20 protein-coding genes are annotated in these 22466 nt (G+C 69.5%); 14 read left to right on the forward strand and 6 right to left on the reverse strand.

What is annotated here, in order from left to right:
• The first annotated feature begins 110 nt into the window (after positions 1–110).
• Positions 111–515, forward strand: a complete 405-nt coding sequence (locus I7X12_RS03570; RefSeq protein WP_198062505.1) for a translation initiation factor IF-2 subunit beta — start codon at positions 111–113, stop codon at positions 513–515.
• On the opposite strand, the gene I7X12_RS03575 is transcribed toward I7X12_RS03570, so the two are convergent.
• The 3 genes from I7X12_RS03575 to I7X12_RS03585 all read right to left on the reverse strand — a co-directional run bounded on the left by I7X12_RS03575 (position 512) and on the right by I7X12_RS03585 (position 2607).
• A complete protein-coding gene (locus I7X12_RS03575; protein ID WP_198062506.1) occupies positions 512–691 on the reverse strand; it encodes a DUF7836 family putative zinc-binding protein in 180 nt (59 codons plus the stop codon). The genes I7X12_RS03570 and I7X12_RS03575 overlap by 4 nt on opposite strands.
• A gap of 113 nt (positions 692–804) precedes the next feature.
• Complete coding sequence (locus tag I7X12_RS03580) at positions 805–1782, reverse strand: transcription initiation factor IIB (protein WP_198062507.1); 978 nt, start codon at positions 1780–1782, stop codon at positions 805–807.
• A 228-nt stretch (positions 1783–2010) separates the two neighbouring features.
• A complete protein-coding gene (locus I7X12_RS03585) occupies positions 2011–2607 on the reverse strand; it encodes a DUF7549 family protein (RefSeq protein ID WP_198062508.1) in 597 nt (198 codons plus the stop codon).
• A gap of 205 nt (positions 2608–2812) precedes the next feature.
• Here I7X12_RS03585 and I7X12_RS03590 point away from each other — a divergent pair, with 205 nt between their 5' ends.
• Positions 2813–3265: a DUF5793 family protein gene (locus I7X12_RS03590; RefSeq protein ID WP_198062509.1), complete on the forward strand. Its 453-nt coding sequence runs from the start codon at positions 2813–2815 to the stop codon at positions 3263–3265.
• 50 nt (positions 3266–3315) lie between these two features.
• Here the strand turns inward: I7X12_RS03590 and I7X12_RS03595 are convergent, their stop codons facing one another.
• Positions 3316–4146 (reverse strand): SIR2 family NAD-dependent protein deacylase, encoded by an 831-nt coding sequence (locus tag I7X12_RS03595; RefSeq protein WP_198062510.1) that lies wholly within the window; start codon positions 4144–4146, stop codon positions 3316–3318.
• Positions 4147–4230: 84 nt separating this feature from the next.
• On the opposite strand from I7X12_RS03595, the gene I7X12_RS03600 reads away from it, so the two are divergent.
• From I7X12_RS03600 to nucS, 10 genes are all read left to right on the forward strand, one after another.
• A complete protein-coding gene (locus I7X12_RS03600) occupies positions 4231–4509 on the forward strand; it encodes a hypothetical protein (RefSeq protein WP_198062511.1) in 279 nt (92 codons plus the stop codon).
• 266 nt (positions 4510–4775) lie between these two features.
• Positions 4776–5927: an ADP-forming succinate--CoA ligase subunit beta gene (sucC, locus tag I7X12_RS03605; RefSeq protein WP_198062512.1), complete on the forward strand. Its 1152-nt coding sequence runs from the start codon at positions 4776–4778 to the stop codon at positions 5925–5927.
• Positions 5924–6793: a succinate--CoA ligase subunit alpha gene (sucD, locus tag I7X12_RS03610; RefSeq protein WP_198062513.1), complete on the forward strand. Its 870-nt coding sequence runs from the start codon at positions 5924–5926 to the stop codon at positions 6791–6793. The genes sucC and sucD overlap by 4 nt, the downstream gene beginning before the upstream one ends.
• A gap of 88 nt (positions 6794–6881) precedes the next feature.
• Positions 6882–7283 (forward strand): hypothetical protein, encoded by a 402-nt coding sequence (locus I7X12_RS03615; protein WP_198062514.1) that lies wholly within the window; start codon positions 6882–6884, stop codon positions 7281–7283.
• A 105-nt stretch (positions 7284–7388) separates the two neighbouring features.
• Positions 7389–9539, forward strand: coding sequence for a hypothetical protein (locus tag I7X12_RS03620; RefSeq protein ID WP_198062515.1), 2151 nt, complete (start codon positions 7389–7391; stop codon positions 9537–9539).
• Between the two features lie 41 nt (positions 9540–9580).
• Positions 9581–10471, forward strand: a complete 891-nt coding sequence (locus I7X12_RS03625; RefSeq protein ID WP_198062516.1) for a DUF3891 family protein — start codon at positions 9581–9583, stop codon at positions 10469–10471.
• 79 nt (positions 10472–10550) lie between these two features.
• Complete coding sequence (locus I7X12_RS03630; protein ID WP_232343140.1) at positions 10551–12563, forward strand: hybrid sensor histidine kinase/response regulator; 2013 nt, start codon at positions 10551–10553, stop codon at positions 12561–12563.
• Positions 12564–12626: 63 nt separating this feature from the next.
• A complete protein-coding gene (locus I7X12_RS03635; RefSeq protein WP_006885307.1) occupies positions 12627–12812 on the forward strand; it encodes a hypothetical protein in 186 nt (61 codons plus the stop codon).
• Between the two features lie 60 nt (positions 12813–12872).
• Positions 12873–13430, forward strand: coding sequence for a DUF6735 family protein (locus I7X12_RS03640; RefSeq protein ID WP_198062518.1), 558 nt, complete (start codon positions 12873–12875; stop codon positions 13428–13430).
• A gap of 57 nt (positions 13431–13487) precedes the next feature.
• Positions 13488–14246: an endonuclease NucS gene (gene nucS, locus I7X12_RS03645; protein ID WP_198062519.1), complete on the forward strand. Its 759-nt coding sequence runs from the start codon at positions 13488–13490 to the stop codon at positions 14244–14246.
• A 41-nt stretch (positions 14247–14287) separates the two neighbouring features.
• Here the strand turns inward: nucS and mutS are convergent, their stop codons facing one another.
• Together mutS and proS are read right to left on the reverse strand one after the other, a co-directional pair.
• The gene (gene mutS / locus I7X12_RS03650; protein WP_198062520.1) at positions 14288–17092 is read right to left on the reverse strand and encodes a DNA mismatch repair protein MutS; all 2805 of its coding nucleotides are present in this window, start codon (positions 17090–17092) and stop codon (positions 14288–14290) included.
• 678 nt (positions 17093–17770) lie between these two features.
• Positions 17771–19225, reverse strand: coding sequence for a proline--tRNA ligase (gene proS, locus I7X12_RS03655; RefSeq protein WP_198062521.1), 1455 nt, complete (start codon positions 19223–19225; stop codon positions 17771–17773).
• 97 nt (positions 19226–19322) lie between these two features.
• Between proS and I7X12_RS03660 the strand changes: the two genes are divergently transcribed.
• Both I7X12_RS03660 and pdhA read left to right on the forward strand, forming a co-directional pair.
• On the forward strand, positions 19323–20828 hold the full coding sequence (locus I7X12_RS03660) for a hypothetical protein (RefSeq protein ID WP_198062522.1): 1506 nt from the start codon (positions 19323–19325) through the stop codon (positions 20826–20828).
• A 350-nt stretch (positions 20829–21178) separates the two neighbouring features.
• Positions 21179–22315: a pyruvate dehydrogenase (acetyl-transferring) E1 component subunit alpha gene (gene pdhA, locus I7X12_RS03665; protein ID WP_198062523.1), complete on the forward strand. Its 1137-nt coding sequence runs from the start codon at positions 21179–21181 to the stop codon at positions 22313–22315.
• The last annotated feature ends 151 nt before the right edge of the window (positions 22316–22466 follow it).

Below are 22466 nucleotides of genomic sequence, written 5' to 3' on the forward strand. Positions count from 1 at the left end.
AGGGCGCCGCCGGACCGCCCGCTGGGGCCGTCGGACCGACCGGTTCGAGCTCCGGGCGACGCGAACGCGGGGTTGAAAGACTTTTAGGCGGTGACGGGCTTCTCACGGGTATGGACTACGACGACATGCTCGACCGGGCGATGGAGGAGACACCGGATATCGAGGGGAGCTCCGACCGGTTCGAGGTGCCGGACCCGGACATCCGCCAGGAAGGGAACGTGACCGTCTACGAGAACTTTCAGGACACCTGCGACCGCCTCGGTCGCGAGGACGACCACGTCATGCAGGCGCTCCAGAACGAACTGGGGACCAGCGGACACATCGACGAGAGCGGCCGCGCCCGCTTGACCGGCGAGTTCAGCGAGCGACGGGTCACCAACGCCATCGACGAGTACGCCGAGGAGTTCGTCCTCTGCTCGGAGTGCGGACTCCCCGACACGCACTTCGAGCGCGAGGGTGGCGTGCTTCTCCTGCGCTGTGAAGCCTGCGGCGCGCGGTCTGCGACGAGCGGTTAACCGAGACTCTTCAGCGTCTGTAGGTCGCGGTCGGTCCGCGTGAACTCCGCGAGCCGCCGGCTCGCGTGACAGTTAGGGCAGTGATAGAGTGCCGTGTGTTCGGGGAGCTCCGTCGGCGTCGACTCCCAGTCTTTCGTGCATTCGGGGCAAAGCAATCGGACGTACGCTTCCTCCATGCGTGGTATCATCACACACGACGAGTACAAAAAGGCTAGTGCGGCGGACGCCGCGAGCGACAGGTGCCGGCCGAGAGGGGAGAGCCGCCGACCGAGGCGGCGGAACCGGCCGGTCAGGCCGGTGCGTCGACGGATTCGAGGAGTTCCTTGTAGCGGTTGCGGATGGTGACCTCGGAGATGTTGGCTACCTCGCTGACCTCGCTCTGGGTGACCTTCTCGTTGGTCAGCAGGGCGGCGGCGTACACCGCGGCGGCGGCGAGGCCGACGGGGGACTTCCCGCTGAGGATGCCCTGGTCGCGCGCGCTCACGATGAGTTCGCGGGCCCGGCGCTCGGTGTCGTCGCTGAGTTCGAGGTCCGAGACGAACCGCGGGAGGTAGCTCTCGGGGTCCGCGGGCTTGATCTCCAGGTTCAGCTCGCGGACGACGTAGCGGTAGGTCCGCGTGAGCTCCATCTTGTCGACGCGGGAGACGGCGGTCATCTCGTCGAGGCTACGCGGGGTGTTGGCCTGCCGGGCGGCGGCGTACAGCGACGCCGTCGCGACGCCCTCGATGGAGCGGCCGGGCAGGAGGTTCTCCTCCAGCGCGCGGCGGTAGATGACACTGGCCGTCTCGCGCACGGTCTTCGGGAGCCCGAGCGCGCTCGCCATCCGGTCGATCTCGCCCAGCGCTTGCTTGAGGTTGCGCTCTTTGGAGTCGCGGGTGCGGAAGCGCTCGTTCCAGGTGCGCAGGCGCTGCATCTTCTGGCGCTGGTTCGAGGACAGCGAGTTGCCGTAGGCGTCCTTGTTCTGCCAGCCGATGTTGGTCGAGAGGCCCTTGTCGTGCATCATGTTCGTCGTCGGCGCGCCGACGCGGGACTTCTCGTCCTTCTCGGAGGGGTTGAACGCTCGCCACTCGGGGCCGCGGTCGATCTCGTCTTCCTCGACGACCAGTCCGCACTCCGCACACACGGTCTCGCCGTGTTCGGTGTCGGCGTCGAGCCGACCGCCGCACTCGGGGCACTCCTGCTCGCTCGTCGATTCGGCCTCCTCCTCCTCCCGCAGCCGTTCGCTCGTCTGTTCCTCGGCGCCGGTTCGAATTGTCGTGTCGCTCATGATTGGTCTCCGGAGCGGCTCACCGGTGGCGAAAGCCATAAAAATCCGATGCCGCGGTTCCTAACAATACGTAAGTCCGAAAACTACTTAAATGTTTTGGGGGGCTGCAGCGTGATAAGCGGTCACAAATAACAGGATAGCGGCGGGATCCCTCTGAGCGCGAGCGGGTCCACAGCGGGACGGGTGACGGGGGGTTGTCGTGGGTTCGGAGGCGGAGGCGGGCGAGCGTCAGGCGCGTTCGACGCGCAGGAGGATCACGGCGAACACCCACATGAAGAGGGCGCCGACGGGGACGGTGGGCTGGTGCTGGAAGAACATGGCGGTCGAGACGGAGAACGCGACCGCGAGCACCGCGAAGCATGCGCCGAAGACGCGGACGGGGTCGAGCGTCAGGCGGGCCGTGAGGGGGGCAGGGAGGGCGTCGGCGAGCGCGTCCGGGGCTGCGTCGGCGATCCGCCGTTCGGCCCGCTCGGCAGCGGCTTCGAGCCACTGGTCGCGCGCGTAGTAGACGAGACTGAACAGGAGCATGCACCCGAAGAGAACGGCGGTCGCGAGCCAGAGTCGTCCCTCGGGCACCTGATTCGTCGGGACGAATTCGGGGATCTCGAAGACGAACTGGACGAGCCCGTCCAGCGACTGCTGGCCGAGGGCGATCCCGAACAGATAGTGAAACTGGAGGAAGACGAAGCGGATGTTGACGACGGTGAACGTGCCGTCGATCCACGACGGCGACTCGCGCAGCACCGAGACCGACCACGGCAGGAGGGCGGTCAGCCACGTCGCGAGGACTGCCAGTTCACCGGCGTACTCCGAGCGGACCCACATACTCTGGGAGAGTCGGCGTCGCCGCGTGTATAAAAGCTACCGGCTCGGCGGACGGTGCGTCGGTGTGCGTCAGGACCGAAGTAGTTCGGAGGCGGGGCAGTCGCCGGGACCGAAGTAGTTCGGAGGCGGGGCGGTCAGCGGGCGCGGTCGGCGGTCGCGTCGGCGTTACGTTCATGCACGACCGTTCCCTAGTGGCAGGTATCGAATGAGGCGCGATTACGTCACGCTGGAACTCCGTCACGTCGACCGGGACGGCGACCACCTGCCGACGGCCGTACTGGCCTACGACGGCCCGTCGGACCTCCTCGAGGAGCGGCTCACGGACGCGGTGGGTGAGCCGCTGGATCGCGAGCGCGTCGACGTCGCCTTCCGTCTGCGGACGGCCGACGGCGACACGACCGGCGTCTTCAGCCTCACCAACCGGCTGACCGGGGAGTTCGTCGTCGAGGTCAACGCCGACGCCGAATCGGTGCGCGGTCTCGTCGACGCCGCCCGCCGGGACGACGACCCCGACGACGCCGACGGCTGCTACCGCGTCGTCGTCGAGCGCGACGGCGAGGCGGTCGCCGACTACGAGAAGCGGACGCTGCTCGTCTACGACGACGAAGGCAGCCTCCTCCGACAGCGGAGTCTGATCCCGAGCGGCGTCGAGTTGTAGCCCCGCCCGGGACGCCAGCGGCCACGTTCTCCGTCCTTCGCCCGGTCGCCCTACTCGTCGAGCGACGTCACCAGCGCCGGCAGCGCCTCGGTCGCGTCCGCGCGGAGGTCGTAGTCGGCCCGCTCGGAGTACGCCGTGGCTTCGAGGTTACAGACGGCGAGCGTCGCACCCGACTCCGCTGCGATCTCGGGCAGCAACGCCGCCGGTCGCACCGTCAGCGACGACCCGACCGCGAGGAACACGTCGGCACGCCGCGCGGCGGTCTGTGCCCGGTCGAACGCCTCGTCCGGGAGCGCCTCCCCGAACAGCACCACGTCCGGTTTGAGCACGCCGCCACAGTCGCAGGTCGGCGGTCGGTCCCCGTCGCAAACGCGCCCCCAGACGGGACCGGCCGACTGGGTCGCACCGCAGCGGTCACAGACCACGCGGGCGCTCGTACCGTGGAGTTCGACCACCGACTCCGACCCCGCCGCCGCGTGCAGTCCGTCGACGTTCTGCGTGAGGAGGGTGTCGAGGTGACCCCGTGCTTCCATCGCCGCCAGCGCCTCGTGAGCGGCGTTCGGTTCGACACCGTCGCCGTACATCGTCTCCCGGAGCGCGAGCCGGTCGGTCCAGAACCCCTCGGGGTCGGCGTCGAAGCGCCGCCGGTGGAACTCGGCCGGGTCGTAAGTCTCCCAGACCGGGTCCGGCCCGTCGTCGCTCGGCTCGCCGCGGAAGGGGGGAATCCCCGACGGGACGCTCACGCCCGCGCCCGTGAGGACGACGACCCGCTCCGCGTCGGCGATTTCGGCCGCCAGCGCCGACAGTACCGCGCCGTCCGCCCCCGCGGCGCCCGCCGCGCCGTTCGCGTCGCCGCCGTCGGTCGTGTCGTCGCGCTCCATGGGACTCCCGAGGGACGAGACGGGGAAAAGTCACCCGGCGCGGTGGCCCCCACGACTAAGTGCGACGACTGCCGAGGGGAGCGTATGTGCTACGAATCGCTGCTGAACGGCGAGGCGGCCGAGCGATCGCTCGGAGCCCTCCTCCGGGAGGAACGGCGGGCGGCGCTGCGCAACGGACTGGCCGCCGCGGTGCTGGTCGTGGCGGTGCTGATCGCCGAGGGCGCGACGGCGTGGACGGTCGGCGCGCTCGCCGTCGCCGCGGTCGCGCTCGGCGCGGTCCTCCACCAGGCCGTTCTGGTCGCCGGTGCGGTCGCGGTTCGCCTCCACCACCGCGTCGGCGGAGCGGACCCGGCGACGGCCTGAGCGACGCCCCGGTGTCGCCGCTGGCGACTGAGTTCGAAACGGAAAGAGAGGGGGGAGAGAGTGGCGGAACGAAACGATGGAATGGGGTGGGTGGGGGAGAGGTGGTCGCGTGCGGCGCCTGACAGCGCCGACACGCGTAATCGCCGCAGCCGGCGATAAATGCCTTGTGTGCCAATTTTCGTGAACGATACTCGTCGGTATCGTTAATCCGAAGCCGGTCGATACCGGCGGGATTTAAGCGCTCGCCGACCGCGAATTCGAGTGACATGCGACTGCACGAATATCAGGCCAAGCAGGTCTTCTCCGACGCCGGTATCCCGACACCGGCATCGGAGCTCGCGGGGACCGTCGACGAGGCGGTCGCCGCGGCGGAAGAGATCGGCTATCCGGTCGCCATCAAGGCACAGGTACACGTCGGTGGGCGCGGGAAAGCCGGCGGGATCGAGCTCGTCGACGACAAAGCGGAGGCCGAGGAGGCAGCCGACGACATCCTCGGCATGGATCTCAAGGGCTACACCGTCGACCGCGTCCTCGTCGAGGAGGCCGTCGACTTCGAGAACGAGCTGTACGTGGGCGTCACGATGGACCGCGGCGAGGGCAAGCCCGTCGCCATGGTCTCGACCCGCGGCGGCGTCAACATCGAGGAGGTCGCCGAGGAGGACCCCGACGCCATCGCCCGCGAGCACATCGACCCCGCCTTCGGCATGCACCCCTATCAGGCCCGCAAGGCCGTCTACGACGCTGGCGTCGATCGCGAGATCGCCGGCGACGTGGCTTCTGTCTTGACGACGCTCTACCAGCTGTGGGACGACCGCGACGGCGCCGACGCCGAGATCAACCCCCTGATGGTCACCTCGGACGACGACGTCATCGCCGCCGACGCCGTCTTCAACGTCGACGAGGACGCCATGTTCCGCCAGCCCGAACTCCAGGAGATGGAGGAGGAAGGCGAGTTCGCCGAGAGCGAGCTCGAACGGAAGGCCGACGAGTACGGCTTCGACTACGTCCGCCTGTCGGGCAACGTCGGCATCATCGGCAACGGCGCCGGCCTCGTCATGACGACGCTCGATCTGGTGGACTACTACGGCGGCGAGCCCGCCAACTTCCTCGACGTGGGCGGCGGCGCCAAGGCCGACCGCATCGCCAACGCGCTCGACATGGTGTTCTCCGACGAGAACGTCGACTCGGTCGTGTTCAACATCTTCGGCGGGATCACCCGCGGCGACGAGGTCGCCAAGGGGATCAACCAGGCGCTCGAGCAGTTCGACGAGATCCCCAAGCCCGTGGTCGTCCGCCTCGCCGGCACCAACGCCACGGAGGGCATGGAGATCCTCAACGAGGATCTGGTGACGGTCGAGGAGACCCTGGAGTCCGCCGTGCAGCGTGCGGTCGACTACGCCGAGGAGGTGGAAGCATGAGTGTTCTGGTCGACGAAGACAGCCGCGTCGTGGTGCAGGGTATCACCGGCGGTGAGGGCAAGTTCCACACCGAACAGATGATCGAGTACGGGACGAACGTCGTCGCCGGCGCCGTCCCCGGCAAGGGCGGCCAGGAGGTCGCGGGCGTCCCCGTCTACGACACCGTCGCCCAGGCCGCCGAGGCCGAGGACGCCGACACGTCGGTCGTGTTCGTCCCGCCGGCGTTCGCCGGCGACGCCTGCTTCGAGGCGCTCGACGCCCCGCTCGACCTCGTCGTCGCCATCACCGAGGGCATCCCGACCCAAGACATGGCCCGCGTCAAGCGCGCCGAGGAAGAGACCGACACCCACCTGGTCGGCCCGAACTGCCCCGGCCTCATCACGCCGGGCGAGGCGAAACTGGGCATCCTCCCGGGCAACATCTTCGAGGCCGGCCGCGTCGGCCTCGTCTCCCGCTCGGGCACGCTGACCTACCAGGTCGTCGACAGCCTCACCCAGCGCGGCATCGGCCAGTCGACCGCCATCGGTATCGGCGGCGACCCGATCATCGGCACCTCGTTCATCGAAGCGCTCTCGCTGTTCGAGGACGACCCCGACACGGACGCGGTCGTCATGTGCGGCGAGATCGGCGGCGAGGACGAGGAGCAGGCCGCCGCGTTCATCGACGAGCACATGTCGACGCCGGTCGCCGGCTTCATCGCCGGCCGCACCGCCCCGCCGGGCAAGCGCATGGGCCACGCCGGCGCCATCGTCTCCGGCTCGGGCACCGGCACCGCCCAGTCGAAGATCGACGCGCTCGAATCCGCGGGCGTCCCCGTCGGCGACACCCCCGAGGAAGTCGTCGACAACGTCGAAGACCTGCTGTAAGGCTCCGTCTCTCCCCGTTTCTGCGGTTTCGCGCTCGTCACCGGCCGATAGGAAGGGCTTTGTTCCGACGAGTCGAGTTGCCGACAAGATGAGTGCCCTCCCCGACGAGTGGGCCGAACCCGGCTCGTCGGCCGGGACGCTCGTCGACCTCGCCTGGGTCGCGGTGTGTGTCCTGGGATTCGGCGCGCTCGCCGCCGTCGAGCCGCTGTTCTTCGAGGTCCCCGTGACTACGACGCGAGTCGCCGTCGCCGCGCTCCTCGGCGTCCCGCTGGCCGTCGCGCTCGTCGTGCTCTCGACCGAGAGCGAGCGCGCCCGTGCGCTCTGGACGGAGCGCTATACTCGCCGGTTCGCCGTGCTGTTCGCGTTCAGTATGGGGATGCAGTTGCTCCTGCGACTCGCTCCGGGGTGGACGGTCCTCGTGACGCTCGCGACCGCACTGGCCGCGATTCCGCTGCGAGTGGTCGCGTACTACCACCACCGCAGGCGGTAACGGCTGGCAGCGAGCGGACTGCCCGGACCGATCCCGTCGCCGGCCACAACGCGTTCCGCGGACGGAAGGTACTTCTCCGTCCATACGACAGAGGGAGTGAACACCGTGAGCGACCGAGAAGACGACGCGGACCCGCGGTTCGAGGCAACGACGGATCCGACGGGGGTCAGGATCGTCGACCCGATCGAGGCCGTCGACTTCGAGATCGGGACGGACCGGCCGGTCGAGCCGACTCCGGCAGATCCCGGGACGTTCGACGTGCCCGTCGACACCGCGGCGACGATCGAGACGACTGAGGTCCGGTTTCCGTATCACGTCGGCGTGGTCGTCAGGACGAGGGACGGCGAACAGGTCGCGGAGGTCTTCTCGGCGGACGAGCGGGAAGTTCCCACGGGGAGATACACCCTCGAACTGAGTACGACAGCAGTCAAGCTCTACTTCCACGCGGAGGGGCCCCTCTCGATACAGACGTACGACGACCGGGCGCGGGTCGACTTCGAGTCGCGAACGCGGGTCCGGATCGGCGCCCGGAGCTATCACGAATCACCCGCGGCGACGATCGCGACGACCGCCGACCCGGCGGACCTCGCGGCGGCGATCTCGCTGTTCGGGTCGGCGCTGAAGACGACCTCGCCGGAGCGGTCCTGGCCGACGCTCCGGGGCTACCCGCCGCTCGTCGAAGTCGGCGACCGACTTCACGCACCCGACGCGCTCTCGTCACCGGATACCGGCGTGTCGATCACGATACGGCCCCGACTGGCCGATTGCTTCGCGGTCGCCCCGCTCGCGTTCTACCTCGGCGCGACGGTCGAGATCGGAGAGGACCCCTCTCTCCGCGCGGATGGACGGGAGTGGTCGCTGACAACGGCAGGTGACCTCCCCGCGACGGCGACAGATGTCCTGCAGCGGCAGTTCACGCTCGACTGCGTGGTCCGAACCGCCGGACGTTTCGACATCGACCTCGCCGAGCGAACCGCGGTCGAGTCGCGCCTGCCGTTCGATATCGAAGCGATGTACGAAGCGGATCTACAGAGCCGGACCGCCGAGTTCATGGACGTGTCACGCGAGCGTCTCGCCGACGCGATCCCGCGCTGGAAACTCACGGCCGACGTCGTTCCGAGCGTGGATCGGCTGGACGCACTCCCGCACCTCGCGGCCGAACTGGCGGCGGTCCGCTGTCCCGACGCCGCTATGTTAAACGACCCCGAACCCGGAAACCGGGATCGGCGGTCGGGGTGGTCTCGGCGGCGATGGACCTCTGCGGGGGCAGATACCCAGACGGGATCGATGCGGTCCGCCGGAGAGGCGTGGAACGAGCGGCTCGTCTACCCGCCCCGGTGTTCCAGTGTCGAACACGCCTTTCTCGGCGACGGCGTGCCGGTCGGAACGAGCAAGATGACGGCGAGCGCGTACGAACGGAAGCTCGACCGCGAACGCTCCGACGAAACGAGGATCGACATCACCGTCGTGGGCCCCGGCGACCGGACCGGCGAAGACGGTACAGTCGCGGACATCTACTCACGGGAGGGGCTGGAATCGTTCGACACGACGGTGGTCGCCGATCCGTCCACTGTCGAACTCCAGGCGGCCCTCGCGAGAGACACCGACTTCCTCCACTACGTCGGCCACGTAGACGACCGCGGTATCGAGTGCGCCGACGGGTTCGTCGACGTGCGGACCGTCGACGACGTGGGTGCCGAGCTGTTCTTCCTCAACGGTTGCACGTCGTTCGCTCAGGGGCGAGCGCTGGTGGACGAGGGAGCGGCGGGCGGTATCGTGACGGTCGCGGATATCTTCGACAGCGTCGCGACCCGCGTCGGCGAGTCGCTGGCTCGACTGCTCGGGCAGGGCTACTCCCTGTGCTCGGCGCTCCGCGTCCTCGGTGCTGCGACGGTGTTCCCGGCGGAGATCTACACCGTCGTCGGCGACGGTTCGGTCTCGGTGACGACGAACGAATCTGTCGTTCCCATCGGATACCGGCTCTCGTGGGACGACGGGCTGGTCGTCGCTCCGTTCTGTTTCCCGACTGAGAAAGCACCACTCGGAACCGTTACCGTTCCATTCTCCACCGATAACGGTCGACACGTCATCGCTTCGGGGGATGGCACCCGAATCGAGACGACCGTCGACGCGTTCGTCGACACCCTCGACACGGAGCCGTACCCCGTCTTCATCGACGACGAACTCCACTGGTCGCCCGATCTCACCCGCGAGGACATCGAAGCGTGGGTCGAGACGGTGCGCGAGCGTGCGTGACCGGCCGACGCGCCTTTGACCGCGCCGGCCCAACACGTCGTGTGATCGTCGCAGAGACGGCCGAGGGCTACCAGTTCGTCACGCAGCCGGACCACGCGGCCCTCGCGGGCCAGTTCGCCGACGCCTGGGGCAACGACGACTTCGACCGCCCCGAGCCGTTCGACTCGCTGGTTCTCGCGGCGTACGCCCACGACACGGGCTGGCGGACCTACGACCGCCGTCCGCACCTCGCCGACGGCGACCCGGTCGACTTTCGGGAGATGCCCGCCGAGCCGTGGATCGCCCTCTACGACGAGGGGATCGACGCCGTCGCCGAGATGGACGCCTACGCCGGCCTGCTCGTCTCGATGCACGGCGCGGGCCTGCGAAACCAGCGGTACGGGCTCTCCCCGTCGTGGCCCGAAACGCCCCCGGAGTATCGCGAGTTCGTCGACCGCGAGCACCGACGCCAGCGCCGACTGCTCGAGGGGCTCCTCGACAGTGAGGGCGGTGGCGCCCGCGAGGACGGAACGGCGAGCGGGGCTCCCGATTCGTCGGCGACCGGGGCCGATCGCGATCTCCTCCGATCGCTGCACGCCGACGGGGGAGTGCCGGACGGCTACGACGGGCGGCTGTGGGCGGACTACCGCCGGCTCCAGGCGTGGGACGCCCTCTCGCTTGCGTTCTGTCTCACGGACGACCCGCCCGGATACGACGAGATCGGAGCCGTCCCGACGAGCGACCCCCGCGGCGACACGACGCTGTCGGTCGCCCGAGTCGGCGCCGAAGCGTACACGATCGATCCCTATCCGTTCGAGGCGTCGCCGCTGGCCGTCAGTGTCCCCGTCCGGACAGTCGCGAAGCCGATCGGCGACGAATCGTCGCTCGCACGCGCCTACTACGGGTCGGGCCCCGAAACCAGACGGTTCACTCTCCGGCGAGCCGAAGCGTGACCGGTCGCCGTAGCGGTCGCGAGCCATACGTTTATTACCGACCCCGCACCCCACACGACAAAGAGAAACTGTGAGTGAGATGGGACGCGACGTGCGGGTGCTTCACGTCGACGACGACGAGGATTTGGCGGCGGTCGCGAGCGACTACCTCGAGCTGGAGAGCGACCGGCTCTCGGTGGCGACCGTCTCCGATCCGGAACGGGCGCTGGACCGGATCGGCTCGGAGTCGTTCGACTGCGTCGTCAGCGACTACCAGATGCCGGGGATGTGCGGCTTCCAGCTGCTGGAGGCGGTCAGGGCCGAGTACCCGGACCTGCCGTTCGTCCTCTTCACCGGCAAGGGGAGCGAAGAGGTGGCGAGCGAGGCGGTGTCGGCCGGCGTGACCGACTACCTCCAGAAGGAAGCCGGGACCGAGCAGTACGCGGTGCTCGCGAATCGCATCGAGAACGCCGTCGCCGCGGCACGGGCCGAACGGCGGGCCGAACGTCAGGAGCGAATCACCGCACTGGTCAGGGACATCAACCGGCGGCTGGTCGAGGCCGAGACCGTCGCGGCGGTCGACCGCGCGGTCTGCGAGGCGTTCGCCGACTCGGAGACCTACCGGTTCGCGTGGATCGGCGAGCCCGACCCGGAGACGGGCGAGATCGTCACGCGTGCCGCCGCGGGCGGCGCCGACGAGTACCTCGCGGAAGTGACGGTCCGCCACGACGACACGCCGCGTGGGCGGGGCCCGGCCGGACGAGCGGCTCGCTCGGGCGAAGTCCAGTACGCCGCGAGCGTCTCCGACGACGAGACGCTCGATGCCTGGCGGACTGTCGCCGAACGCCACGGAGTCGAGTCGGTGGTCACCGTCCCGCTGTCGGCGGAGGCCGGACTCCACGACGTGCTCGCCGTCTACGCGGACACGGCCGACGCGGCCAGCGAGACCGAGCGGGCGGTGCTCGCGGAGCTCGGCGACACCGTCGGCGAGGCCCAGGCGGCCGCCGAGACGCGCCGCCGGCTCGAGGGGCTGCACGCGGTGACCCGCGAGCTGGTCGACGCCGAGACGAAATCGGAGGTGGCGCGGCTGACCGTCGACGCCGTCCGCGACACGCTGGGCTACCCGAACAACCTCGTCAGACTGCTCGACGAGGACGCCGACCGGCTCAGGCCCGTCGCTATCTCGGAGGGCGCGGCGGTGATGCTCGGCGACCGGCCGGCCTACCCCGTCGGCGAGGGGACCGCCGGCCGCGCCTTCGCCGACGGCGAGACGCTCGTCGTCGACGACGTGCAAGCGGTCGACGACGGCTACGACCGCAAGGACGCCCGCGCGTCGATGTACGTCCCTATCGGGGAGTACGGGACACTCTCGATCGGCGACAGCGCAGCCGGCGCGTTCGACGACTCGGACGTGTCCCTCGCCGAGATATTCGCGGCCAACGCCGAGGCGGCGCTCGACCGCGTCGAGCAGGCCCAGACCCGCAAGCGACAGAACGAGCGGCTCTCGGCGTTCACCAGCGTCGTCTCACACGACCTGCGGAACCCGCTGTCGGTGCTCGTCGGGTCGCTCCCGCTCGCCGAGGAGACCGGCGAGGACGAGCACTTCCAGCGGTGTTACCGCGCGCTCGACCGGATGGAGCGACTCATCGACGACCTCCTCCGGCTGGCCCGCGAAGGGGAGACCGTCGACGCGCCGGCGCCCGTCGACCTCGCGACCATCGCACGCGACGCCTGGGACACCGTCGACACCGCCGGTGCCGCGCTCAGCGTCGAGACCGACGCGACTGTCGTCGCCGACGGCTCGCGGCTCCGGCAGCTCGTCGAGAACCTCGTCCGGAACTCGGTCGAACACGGTGGCGACGCGGTCACCGTCACCGTCGGCGACCGCTCCGACGGCGACGGTTTCTTCGTCGCCGACGACGGCCCCGGGATAGACGAGGACGACCGCGAGCGCGTCTTCGAGAGCGGCTTCTCGACCTCGCCGGCGGGCACCGGATTCGGGCTCGCGATCGTCGCCGAGATCGCGTCGGCCCACGGCTGGTCGGTCTCGGTGACCGATAGCGACGCCGGCGGCGCTCGATTCGAGGTCCACGGCGTCGACACTCGCGAGTGAACGCGAGCGGACCGCTCTCGCCGCGCCAAAGCGATTTATCGCCGGCCGTCCACGTGGTGTGATATGGAAGACCAGGCGTGGCGGTCGGTCGAAGTCGTCCGAAACAAACAGGGCGAACCCCACGTGCTCCAGCAGAAGGTGACGGTGTACACCGCCGGCGTCACCGAGGAGTCCTCGGGCTACACGAAACCGGAGGTCCAGCATCGCCTCGTCCCGCTGCGGAGCCTCGTCGAGTTCGACGGCGGGTGAGCCGAAGACGCGTGTGCGTGCGATACTTTATGAGAGAGGCCGCGACCACTCCCCCTCGCCGTGGGAGCGCGCACGCTGGTCGCGGTCGAACGCGACGCCGGCGGGTACGACCTGCACCGCTCGCAGTGGGGCGGCGAGTGCCTCGACCGGTTGGTCGACCTCGTTCGGGCCGACGAGGCGCCTCCCGACCTCGTCGACCCGGAACCGTTCCGTTCGGGCGCGTCGGTCGACGAACTCCTCGGCTCGCTCGATCCCCGTGAGTACGAGGCGCTCGTCGTCGCCGACGACCGGACCGAGGCGTACCTGGTCTACCGGCTGGGCATCGAGACCGGTCGGGAGGCCGCGACCGCAGACGACGATGCGGTCGCCGCCACCGGCGTAGACGGCGTGACCGCTGCCGAGACGGCGGCGCTCGTTCCATGGCCGGGCGAGGCCGGAGGCGAGCGACTCCGTCGGTTCGTCCGGACTGCGAAGGAGGTGCTCGGCGACGCGGTCGACGCCGGCCTCCTGTCCGCCCCCGGGGCGACGCGATATCTCGCCGTCCGGCTCGCTCGCCACCCCGAGACACCCGACTGCGACGGGATCGTCTGGATCGATGGAGGTGACTCGCGACCCTGACGCCCTGGCCGGTCCCGTGTCGCGCGGTTTTTGACCCCCGACCCCCAATCGGGAGGCGTGACTGCCGTCGAGGACGGACTCCGACTGGAGACACACCAGCGCCCGAGCCACGAGACCGCACGGGACCTCGTGGCGAAAGCCGTCGATACCGGCGCGCTCGTGACCGTCGTCGGCCGCTGTACCGTCGACTACCAGGGCCGCGCGTCGAGCACGCTGGGCCCCGGCGAGCGACTGGTGATGCTCAAGCCCGACGGCGCCGCCCTGGTCCACACCGACGAGGGCCAGCAGCCGGTCAACTGGCAACCCCCCGACTGCGACCACGAGACCCGCCTGGACGAGGGCCACCTCGTCGTCGAGAGCCACCGCGAGACGCCGGCGGAACACCTCCGCGTCGACTTCGAGGCGGTGCTGGAGGTGTCGGCCTACGGGCTGACCGACGAACGAGACCTCTCGCTGTCGGGCACCGAGGAGGACCTCCGTCAGCGAGTCTTGGACGAGCCGTCCCTGATCGAGGAGGGGTTCGTGCCGCTGGCGACCGAGCGCGGGACCCCCGCCGGTGCGGTCGACATCTACGGTGAAGACGCCGACGAACGGGCCGTGGCCGTCGAACTCAAGCGACGACGCGTCGGTCCCGACGCCGTAGGCCAGCTCGGCCGGTACGTCGACGCGCTGGAGCGGGACCTGCACGCCGACCGCGAGGTGCGGGGCATCCTCGTCGCGCCGTCGGTCACCGACCGCGCCGGTCGGTTGCTCGCCGAGCGCGGGCTGGAGTTCGTGCCGCTGACGCCCACTGGCGGGCCGGACACCGACGGCTGACCGGGACACCGTTCGCACGCCGTTGCCGGTCGGCGCCGCCGCTACTCGTCGAGCGACTCCTTCAGCTCGGCGAGGGCGTTCATCGCCTCCAGTGGCGTCATCGTCGCCACGTCGAGCGCCGCAAGCTTCCGCTCGAGGTCCGAGGCCGGGCCGCTTCCGGCTCCGCCGGCTCCGCTCCCGTCGGCCGTGCTGCTCACCCGGACGTTCCCGTCGCGGTCGTGACCGGTGGCGTCGACTGCGGGTTCACCGCGGTCGCCGGAATCGCTCTCCTCGAGCAGCTCCCGGGAGCGCTCGACCACCTCGGTGGGGACGCCGGCCAGCTTCGCAACCTCGATACCGTACGACGCGGCGGCGGCCCCGGGCGCGACCTCGTGCTCGAAGGTCACCTCGTCTTCGACGCGGTCTGTCTCGAAGTGGAGGTTGAACACGCCCGACAGCTCGTCGGCGATGGCGGTCAGCTCGTGGTGATGCGTGGCGAACAGCGTCGTCGCGCCCACTTCGTCGTGGACGTGCTCGGTCACCGCGCGGGCGATGGCGAGCCCGTCGGCGGTGCTGGTGCCGCGACCCACCTCGTCCAGCAGGACCAGCGAGTCCTCGGTCGCGTTGGTGAGGATGTCGGCGAGTTCGGTCATCTCGACCATGAACGTCGAGCGGCCGCCGGCGATGTCGTCGCTGGCGCCGACGCGGGTGAACACGCGGTCGACGACCGGCAGGCGCGCCTCGGCGGCGGGGACGAAACTGCCGGCCTGGGCGAGCACGGACGTGAGCGCGACCTGGCGCATGTACGTCGACTTGCCGCTCATGTTCGGGCCGGTGACGACGGCGAAGAAGTGTTCGTCGTCGAAGTGGGCGTCGTTGGGAACGAACCGCTCTTCGGTGCGCTCGACGACGGGATGGCGGCCCGCTTCGACCGCGAACTCCTCGGCGCCGACGGCGGGCCGGGTGTAGTCGAACTTCGCGGCCACGCTCGCGAACGAGACGAACACGTCCAGCCGCGCGAGCCGGTCGGCGAGCGCCTGTACGCGTTCGGACTCCTCGGCCACCTCGCGCCGGACCTCACAGAACAGCTCGTATTCGAGGTCGTCGGCCCGTCCCTCCGCGCGGATGATCTCGTCTTCGCGCTCCCTGAGTTCCGGGGTTACGAACCGCTCGGAGTTCTTCAGCGTCTGGCGGCGCTGGTAGTCGTCGGGCACGGCGTCGAGGTTCGAGTCGGTCACCTCGATGTAGTAGCCGTGGACCGAAGTGTGGCCGACCTTCAGCGAGTCGATGCCCGTCCGCTCCCGTTCGCCCGCTTCGAGGTCGTCGATCCACGCCTTGCCCTCCCGCTCCGTGGACCGCAACGCGGCGAGTTCCTCGTCGAACTCGGGCTCGACGATGCCGCCCTCGGTGAGGTCGGCGTCGGGGTCGCTCCGAATGGCCTCGTCGACCAGCTCGCGCACGTCCGCGAGGGGGTCGAGGTGTTCGCGTAGTTCGACCAGCGTCGCCGAGTCGGCGTCGGCCAGTGCGGCTTCCACGTCGGGGACCACGGCGAGGGTGTCGTGCAGCGAGCGCAGGTCCCGCGCGGTTGCGCGGCCGCGAGCGACCCGCGAGATGAGCCGCTCGATGTCGTACACGTCGTCGAGCAGGTCGTGGAGGGCCTCCCGCAGCGTCACGTCGCCGGTCAGCTCGGCGACGGCGTCGTGGCGGGCGGCGATGCGGTCCTCGTCGAGCAGCGGCCGGCGCAGCCAGTCGTCGAGCTTCCGGCGGCCGAGCGCACAGGCCGTCTCGTCCAGCGCGTCGACGAGTGTGAGCGCCCGGTCGCCGTGGACCGCCCGGCGGTCGAACAGTTCGAGGCTCTCCAGCGCGACGCGGTCGAGCAGCATGTACTCCCGCGGGTCGTACCGGGTGAGGGTGTTGATGTAGTCGAGCGTGGTGGCAGCGTTCGCGGCACCGTCGGTGTCGTCGGCCCCCCCGTCGTTCGCGGTCGAACCCGGGCCGGCCACTTCGGCCGTCGAGTCGTCACCGACGTCGCCGGCGTCGGGGTTGCCGCCGCGGGTGTACTCGGCGTAGGCCAGCAGCGCACCGCAGGCCCGGACCTCCGCCTCGTCGGCCAGCCCGAGGTCGCCGAAGTACGCTTCGACGCGCTCTCGGGCTCGCTCCGCGTCGAAGGCCGTCCGCTCGTAGGGCGAGACCATGCAGTCACCGTCGAACACGTCGGCGGGCGCGTCGGGACCGACGATGGCCTCCGCCGGCGCGAACCGCCCGAGTTCGTCCGCGATGGAGTCCAGTCGGTCGGCACCGGTCGCGTAGCAATCACCCGTCGACACGTCCAGCAGGGCGAGTCCGTAGGGGCCGTCCTCGTCGCCGCCGGCGCCCGCGCCGCCCCCCGCTCGGCGCGTGTCCCGCGTCGACGCGTCGCCACCGGGACCGTCCGCCGTGAGACAGGCGACGTAGTTGTTGTCGGCGCTGCGCAGGAGTTCGTCCTCGGTGAGCGTCCCCGGCGTCACGACCCGGGTGACCGCCCGGTCGACGACGCCGCTGACCTCGTCGGGGTCCTCGACCTGGTCGGCGACAGCTACCCGATACCCCGCCTCCAGCAGCCGCTCGATGTACGACTCGGCGTTGTCGATCGGGATACCCGACATCGCGTACTCCCCCGTCGAGTCCTCCCGTTTGGTCAGCGTGATCTCGCAGATGCGAGCCACTCGCTCGGCCGCCTCGCAGAATGCCTCGTAGAAATCGCCCACCTGAAACAGCACCAGCGAGTCGTCGTACTCACGGCAGAGTTCGAAGTACTGGGCCATCATCGGCGTCAGGTCGTCTTCCCGCTCGGCCATCTTCGCCGGCGCACCCAGTGCCGCGTCCATGGGTGTGTGAGAGCGGGTCGCTCGGGTTATATCCATCGGCTTCCCCGCTCCGAGCCCTCCGCGGGTCGAGACGTTCCAAACGATCGGTCCGTGTTGCTTGTCGAGCATGAGTTGCAACAGATCGTACCGTGAAAGAAACGCAAACAACCGCGACCGCAGTCGACGGCAAGCGATGAAAGCCCTCGACGCGCTCGCGGTCGCTGAGGCGGGATATCCGCGCTCTCGGCACCGCCCGCGCGGATAGTGCCCGCTCAGGCGACTAAACTGAACGCGAGCGCGCCTCGCCCTTTCAGTCCACCAGGGACAGCACCGCACCCGCCCCGAACAGCAACCGCAGACGGCCACGAGCCTCCCCAGCCGATTCGCTCACTCCGTTCGCTCATCCCTCACACGGTGCTGGCGCGTCTGGCGAGATCGAAGCTCTCGCTAACCCTCGTTCGCTGCGCTCACGAGAAAGACGAGACTCGCGACAGCGCGCGCCACGGTGGATTGCTACCCCTCTCACCTCTACTGAGCATCCGCGCGCCGCAGGCGCGCGGTTCACCGGCTGCGAGGCGAAGCCGAGCAGTCGGCTTTTTCACCCATGTTTTTGGCGGATGGGTTCCCCGCAGCGAGCCGGAGGCTCGCGAGGAAACCCATCCGTCAAAAAGATGGTAACTAGATGGTAACTAGATGGCCTTAGTAAGTCTTCGCCCAGTAGGCGGTGTCCTGGGCGTCCTCGCCGCAGATGGCACACTCGTCGTGGAGCGGCTCCTCCTCGCGGTCGAGGGGGACCATGACGATCTCGGCTGCGAGGGCGTCCTTGATCGGGTCCTCGCAGTCCTCGTCGCCGCACCAGCCGGTCTTGACGTAGCCGCCGTGCTGGCCGATGGTGCCGAGGATCTCCTCGCGGGAGTCGGCCTCGCGGATCTCGCCCTCCAGCGTCTCCTCGGCGCTGGCGTAGAGCTTGGCGTAGACGGTGTCGAGGTGTTCCTCGACCGTATCGGCGACGTCGGCGCGGTCCTCGACGCTGGTCTCGCCGTCGGGGCGGTGGACGAGCGTGAGCTCCTCGTCGTCGACCTCGTTGGGGCCGACTTCGATACGCAGCGGGACGCCCTTCAGCTCCCACTCGTTGTACTTGAAGCCGGGGTTGCGGTTGTCGCGGTCGTCGAGGTTCACGCGGATACCGGCCTCGTCGAGTTCGGCGGCGGCGTCGGCGGCGTACTCGACGACCACCTCCTTGTTGTCCTCCTGCCAGATGGGGACGATGACGACCTGCGTGGGCGCGAGCGTGGGCGGGAGCACGAGCCCCTGGTCGTCGGAGTGGAGCATGATGAGCGCGCCCATCGAGCGCCAGGAGAGACCCCACGAGGTGGTGTGAGCCGTCTGCTCCTCCTCGTCCTCGTCGGCGTAGGTGATGTCGAAGGCCTCGGCGAAGCTCGTGCCGAGGTAGTGGGAGGTGGCGGCCTGGACGCTTTTGCCGTCGGGCATGAGCGTCTCGATGGTCGTGGTGGTGTGGGCGCCGGGGAACTTGTCGTGTTCGGGCTTGCGACCCTTCAGCGCGGGCATGGCCATCACGTCCTCGTACAGGCGTTCGTACTGGTCGAGACGGGTCATCGTCTCGTCCCACGCGCCGTCCTCGTCGCGGTGGGCGGTGTGGCCCTCCTGCCAGAGGAACTCCTTGGTTCGGAAGAAGGGCTTGGTCTCGGTGGCCTCCCACCGGACGACCGAGCACCACTGGTTGAGCCGCATGGGCAGGTCGCGATGGCTGCGCACCCAGTCGGCGATGAAGGGGGTGATGATGGACTCGCTCGTGGGACGGACGGCCAGGCGCTCTTCGAGTTCGTCGTAGCCGCCGTGGGTCACCCACGCGACCTCGGGGTCGAACCCTTCGACGATGTCTTTCTCCCGTTCGAGGAAGCTCTCGGGGATGAACATCGGGAAGTAGGCGTTGTCGACGCCGGTGTCCTTGAACCAGCCGTCGAGGTGGTCCTGGATGCGCTCCCAGACCGCGTACCCGCGGGGGCGAGTAACGATGAACCCGCCCATGGGTGCGTAGTCGGCCAGCTCCGCCTTCTGGACGACTTCCGCGTACCACTCGCCCGTCGAATGCTCCTTGCTCTCGGTGATGCCGAGTTCCTGCTCGCCACTCATTGATCGCAACTCAGACGGCGCTGTGTTAAACCGACTGCGTTCTGCGTACCGCCGTCGCTCCCGAAGCTATTTGTTAGGTGGCGAGACAGTCAGTGTCATGGACAGGGGGAAGCGACGGCTGGCGGTCCTGGGGTTGCTGGTGCTGTTGGCGGTGACGGCCGGGTGTTCCCGACCGGCCCCGGAGACCGAGGTGGTCTGCGACGAGTGCGTGGACGCGATGTCGGCGGTCGCCGAGCGGACCAACCGGTCGGTCGCGGTCGGCGAGAGCGCGACGCACATGTATCTGAACGGTAGCGGCGACCCCCGAGTGGAGGGGAGAGTCACCCTCGACGGTTCGGGTGTCGAGGAGTTCCGGACGAACGAGACGCTCCTGGAACTCGTTACCACGGAGCTGACGGACGGCGACGAAGCGCTCTCCGAGGACGGGTACAGCCGACCGGCGTTCGACAGGCGGGGGGTCTCCGTGTCGATGGAGGGGCGGGACCTCCTCGTCAGCTACCGGACGCCCGAGGTGACCGAGCCCGCTACGGCCGGAACGGTGGTCTCCGACCGGTTCTATCGGCAGAAGGGCGAGGGCCGGGCGGACGAGCTCGACTTCGACGAGCCGATGCGGATCGAGACCGACCGCTTCGTCGTCCACGGTCCGGACGGGACCGACCCGCTCGTCGAACCGCCGGGAGCGACGGCCCGCGACGGCCGCGTCGTCTGGACGGGCGACTCGATCTCGACGCGGACGTATCTGGTGTTCGCGCCGCCGGGGACGCCCGACGCGCTCGCGACCGTCGTCACGACGGTCGACGTGCTGACGTGGGCGGGCCCGCCCGCGGCCTGGGGGGCGGCCCTCGCCTGGCTGCCGCTCGGGCTCACGCTCGCCGTCTGTCTCCGGTACACCGGCCGTATCGAGGCGACCGACGGCTGGTCACCGACGAACGATGCGCTGTGCAAGCTCGTCGTGGTCTCGCCGGTCGCTTTCGGGGTCGCGATTGTGGGGACCGTTCTGGTCGGCGGGTGGCTACCGAGCGTGGCGGTTCTCGTCGCGGTAGTCGCGACGGTCGTCTACGCCATCCAGCGGTCGACCGGGACGAACCCCAGCGAGGCCGACGAATTACCCGTCGACGAGGCGGTACCGGCCGGGCGCTCGGAGACGCCCGCCGACGGAGACGCCGACCGCCCCCGGCTGTACTACGAGGACACCGCGACGACGCTACAACGGGTCACGCCCGACGTGGTCGCCACCCGCCGAGCGCGGCGGCGGACGAGCGCGGTCGCCGTGACCCTCGCGGCCGCGCTCTTGGTGACGGTCGCCGTGGCGACCGACTACAGCGGGGAGTACGCCGGGACGATAGCGGGGGCCGCCTGGCTGCTCTCGCTGGTCGCCTTCCCGGTGGTCGGGTACGCGGTGGTCGACCGCGGTCGGGTGTGGGTCCGATGGACGGCCGCCGCCGCGGTCCTCGCGGGGGCGTGGGTCGCCGCCTTCGCGCGCGTCGTCGACGTCGGCGCGCACGGCGAGAGCGGGACGTGGCTCGTCATTCTCCTGGCTCTCGCCGTGTCCTACGCGGGTGCGTTACTCTTCTACGCCGCTCTCTGGGCGTCGACTCGCTGACCGCACCGGGACGGCCCGCTTCCCGTCCGCTGGACGCCCGGTACCAGGGCCCTCCGTTGCGTTTCGCCCGCGAAAAGACGGACGTTCGTGCGGTGTGGTTCGCGATACCACACCATAATTAAGTACAAATCGCGCTTTTCTCCACGTATGTCCTCCGCCAGCCCGACGCGGACGGCGTCCCTTTCGCTGCGTGACCGACGCGACTCGATAGCCCGACGCTTTCCGACACCGCCGGCGGAGCCTTTCGCGACAACGTAGTTCGATTCGGCGGCACGGCGACCGACATCCCGCGACTCACCGAAGCGACCCCTGCAGCGCACGCACTGCGGCCGACAGCGGACCACCACACCATGAGCACGATACGAGACACGGATCTGATACGGACGAACGACTACGCCGAAGACAGCGGCGAAGTACGGGTCTTAGACCCCGACGGCCGCCTCCTGCCGGGCGCGACCGAACCCGACCTCTCGGACGATGCATTGGTGACGATGTACGAGGCCATGAAGACGGCCCGGCGGTTCGACGAGCGGGCGGTGAGCTGGCAGCGCCAGGGCCGGCTGGCGACCTACGCGCCGATGAGCGGCCAGGAGGCCGGCCAGGTCGCGAGCACGCTCGCGCTCGCCGCCGACGACTGGGTGTTCCCCACCTATCGTGAGCACGCGGTCCGCCTCGTGGCGGGGTTCGACCTGCCCGAGATCCTTCGCGGGCTGATGGGCGCGGAGCTCCCCTCGGGCTCGGCGGGCGGGCCGACCGTCGCACCCGAAGCCATCCCCATCGCGACCCAGCTCCCCCACGCGACCGGCGCGGCGATGGCCGCCCGCCACCGCGGCGACGAGTCGGTCGCGCTCTCGCACTTCGGCGACGGCGCCACGTCGGAGGGTGACTTCCACGAGGCGCTCAACGTCGCGGGCGTGTTCGACGCGCCCGCGATCTATCTGTGTCACAACAATCAGTGGGCGATCTCCGTCCCGCGCCACCGCCAGACGGCGAGCGCGACCCTCGCGGGGAAGGCCGACGCCTACGGCTTCGAGGGGATCCGCGTCGACGGGATGGACCCGCTGGCAGTGTATTCGGTCGTCCGCTACGCCCGCGAGAAAGCGCTCGACCCGGACGCCGAGGACCTGCGACCGACGTTGATCGAGTCCGTCGAGTACCGCTACGGCGCCCATACGACCGCCGACGACCCCGACGTGTATCGCGACGGCGAGGAAGTCGAGTACTGGCGCGAACGTGACCCGATCGACCGCCTGGAGACGTTCCTCGTCGAGACCGGCCGGCTCGACGAGGCGGCGGTCGAGTCGATCGACTCGCGAGTCGAGGAGCGAGTCGCCGAGGCCATCGAAGCGGCGGAGGCGACGGCCGCGCCCGACCCCGACGAGCTGTTCGCGGACGTGTACGAGGAGGTGCCCGACCAGCTCGCCCGTCAACGCGAGACACTCCGGCGGCTGCGCGAACGTCACGGCGACGCGCTGGTGCGGGAGTGACGCGACAGCCACTCTCCACACCGATACCGGCCGAACAGGCCTGCGTCGATCGAAGGTGCGACGAGTGGGGGGGAAGTGCGACGAGTGAGGGAGATGCTCGCAGGTGACTCGGTGGCCGTCTGCGACCGGTCACGCCGGTCCCAACATATTT

The sequence above is a fragment of the Halosimplex litoreum genome, from assembly GCF_016065055.1.
Taxonomy (GTDB): domain Archaea; phylum Halobacteriota; class Halobacteria; order Halobacteriales; family Haloarculaceae; genus Halosimplex; species Halosimplex litoreum.

What these genes read in the sequence shown, in the direction of transcription:
- I7X12_RS03570 (WP_198062505.1), top strand. Translation starts at nt 111, where the DNA reads ATGGACTACGACGACATGCTCGACCGGGCGATGGAGGAGACACCGGAT.
- I7X12_RS03575 (WP_198062506.1), bottom strand. Translation starts at nt 691, where the DNA reads ATGGAGGAAGCGTACGTCCGATTGCTTTGCCCCGAATGCACGAAAGAC.
- I7X12_RS03580 (WP_198062507.1), bottom strand. Translation starts at nt 1,782, where the DNA reads ATGAGCGACACGACAATTCGAACCGGCGCCGAGGAACAGACGAGCGAA.
- I7X12_RS03585 (WP_198062508.1), bottom strand. Translation starts at nt 2,607, where the DNA reads ATGTGGGTCCGCTCGGAGTACGCCGGTGAACTGGCAGTCCTCGCGACG.
- I7X12_RS03590 (WP_198062509.1), top strand. Translation starts at nt 2,813, where the DNA reads ATGAGGCGCGATTACGTCACGCTGGAACTCCGTCACGTCGACCGGGAC.
- I7X12_RS03595 (WP_198062510.1), bottom strand. Translation starts at nt 4,146, where the DNA reads ATGGAGCGCGACGACACGACCGACGGCGGCGACGCGAACGGCGCGGCG.
- I7X12_RS03600 (WP_198062511.1), top strand. Translation starts at nt 4,231, where the DNA reads ATGTGCTACGAATCGCTGCTGAACGGCGAGGCGGCCGAGCGATCGCTC.
- sucC (WP_198062512.1), top strand. Translation starts at nt 4,776, where the DNA reads ATGCGACTGCACGAATATCAGGCCAAGCAGGTCTTCTCCGACGCCGGT.
- sucD (WP_198062513.1), top strand. Translation starts at nt 5,924, where the DNA reads ATGAGTGTTCTGGTCGACGAAGACAGCCGCGTCGTGGTGCAGGGTATC.
- I7X12_RS03615 (WP_198062514.1), top strand. Translation starts at nt 6,882, where the DNA reads ATGAGTGCCCTCCCCGACGAGTGGGCCGAACCCGGCTCGTCGGCCGGG.
- I7X12_RS03630 (WP_232343140.1), top strand. Translation starts at nt 10,551, where the DNA reads ATGGGACGCGACGTGCGGGTGCTTCACGTCGACGACGACGAGGATTTG.
- I7X12_RS03635 (WP_006885307.1), top strand. Translation starts at nt 12,627, where the DNA reads ATGGAAGACCAGGCGTGGCGGTCGGTCGAAGTCGTCCGAAACAAACAG.
- mutS (WP_198062520.1), bottom strand. Translation starts at nt 17,092, where the DNA reads ATGGACGCGGCACTGGGTGCGCCGGCGAAGATGGCCGAGCGGGAAGAC.
- proS (WP_198062521.1), bottom strand. Translation starts at nt 19,225, where the DNA reads ATGAGTGGCGAGCAGGAACTCGGCATCACCGAGAGCAAGGAGCATTCG.
- I7X12_RS03660 (WP_198062522.1), top strand. Translation starts at nt 19,323, where the DNA reads ATGGACAGGGGGAAGCGACGGCTGGCGGTCCTGGGGTTGCTGGTGCTG.
- pdhA (WP_198062523.1), top strand. Translation starts at nt 21,179, where the DNA reads ATGAGCACGATACGAGACACGGATCTGATACGGACGAACGACTACGCC.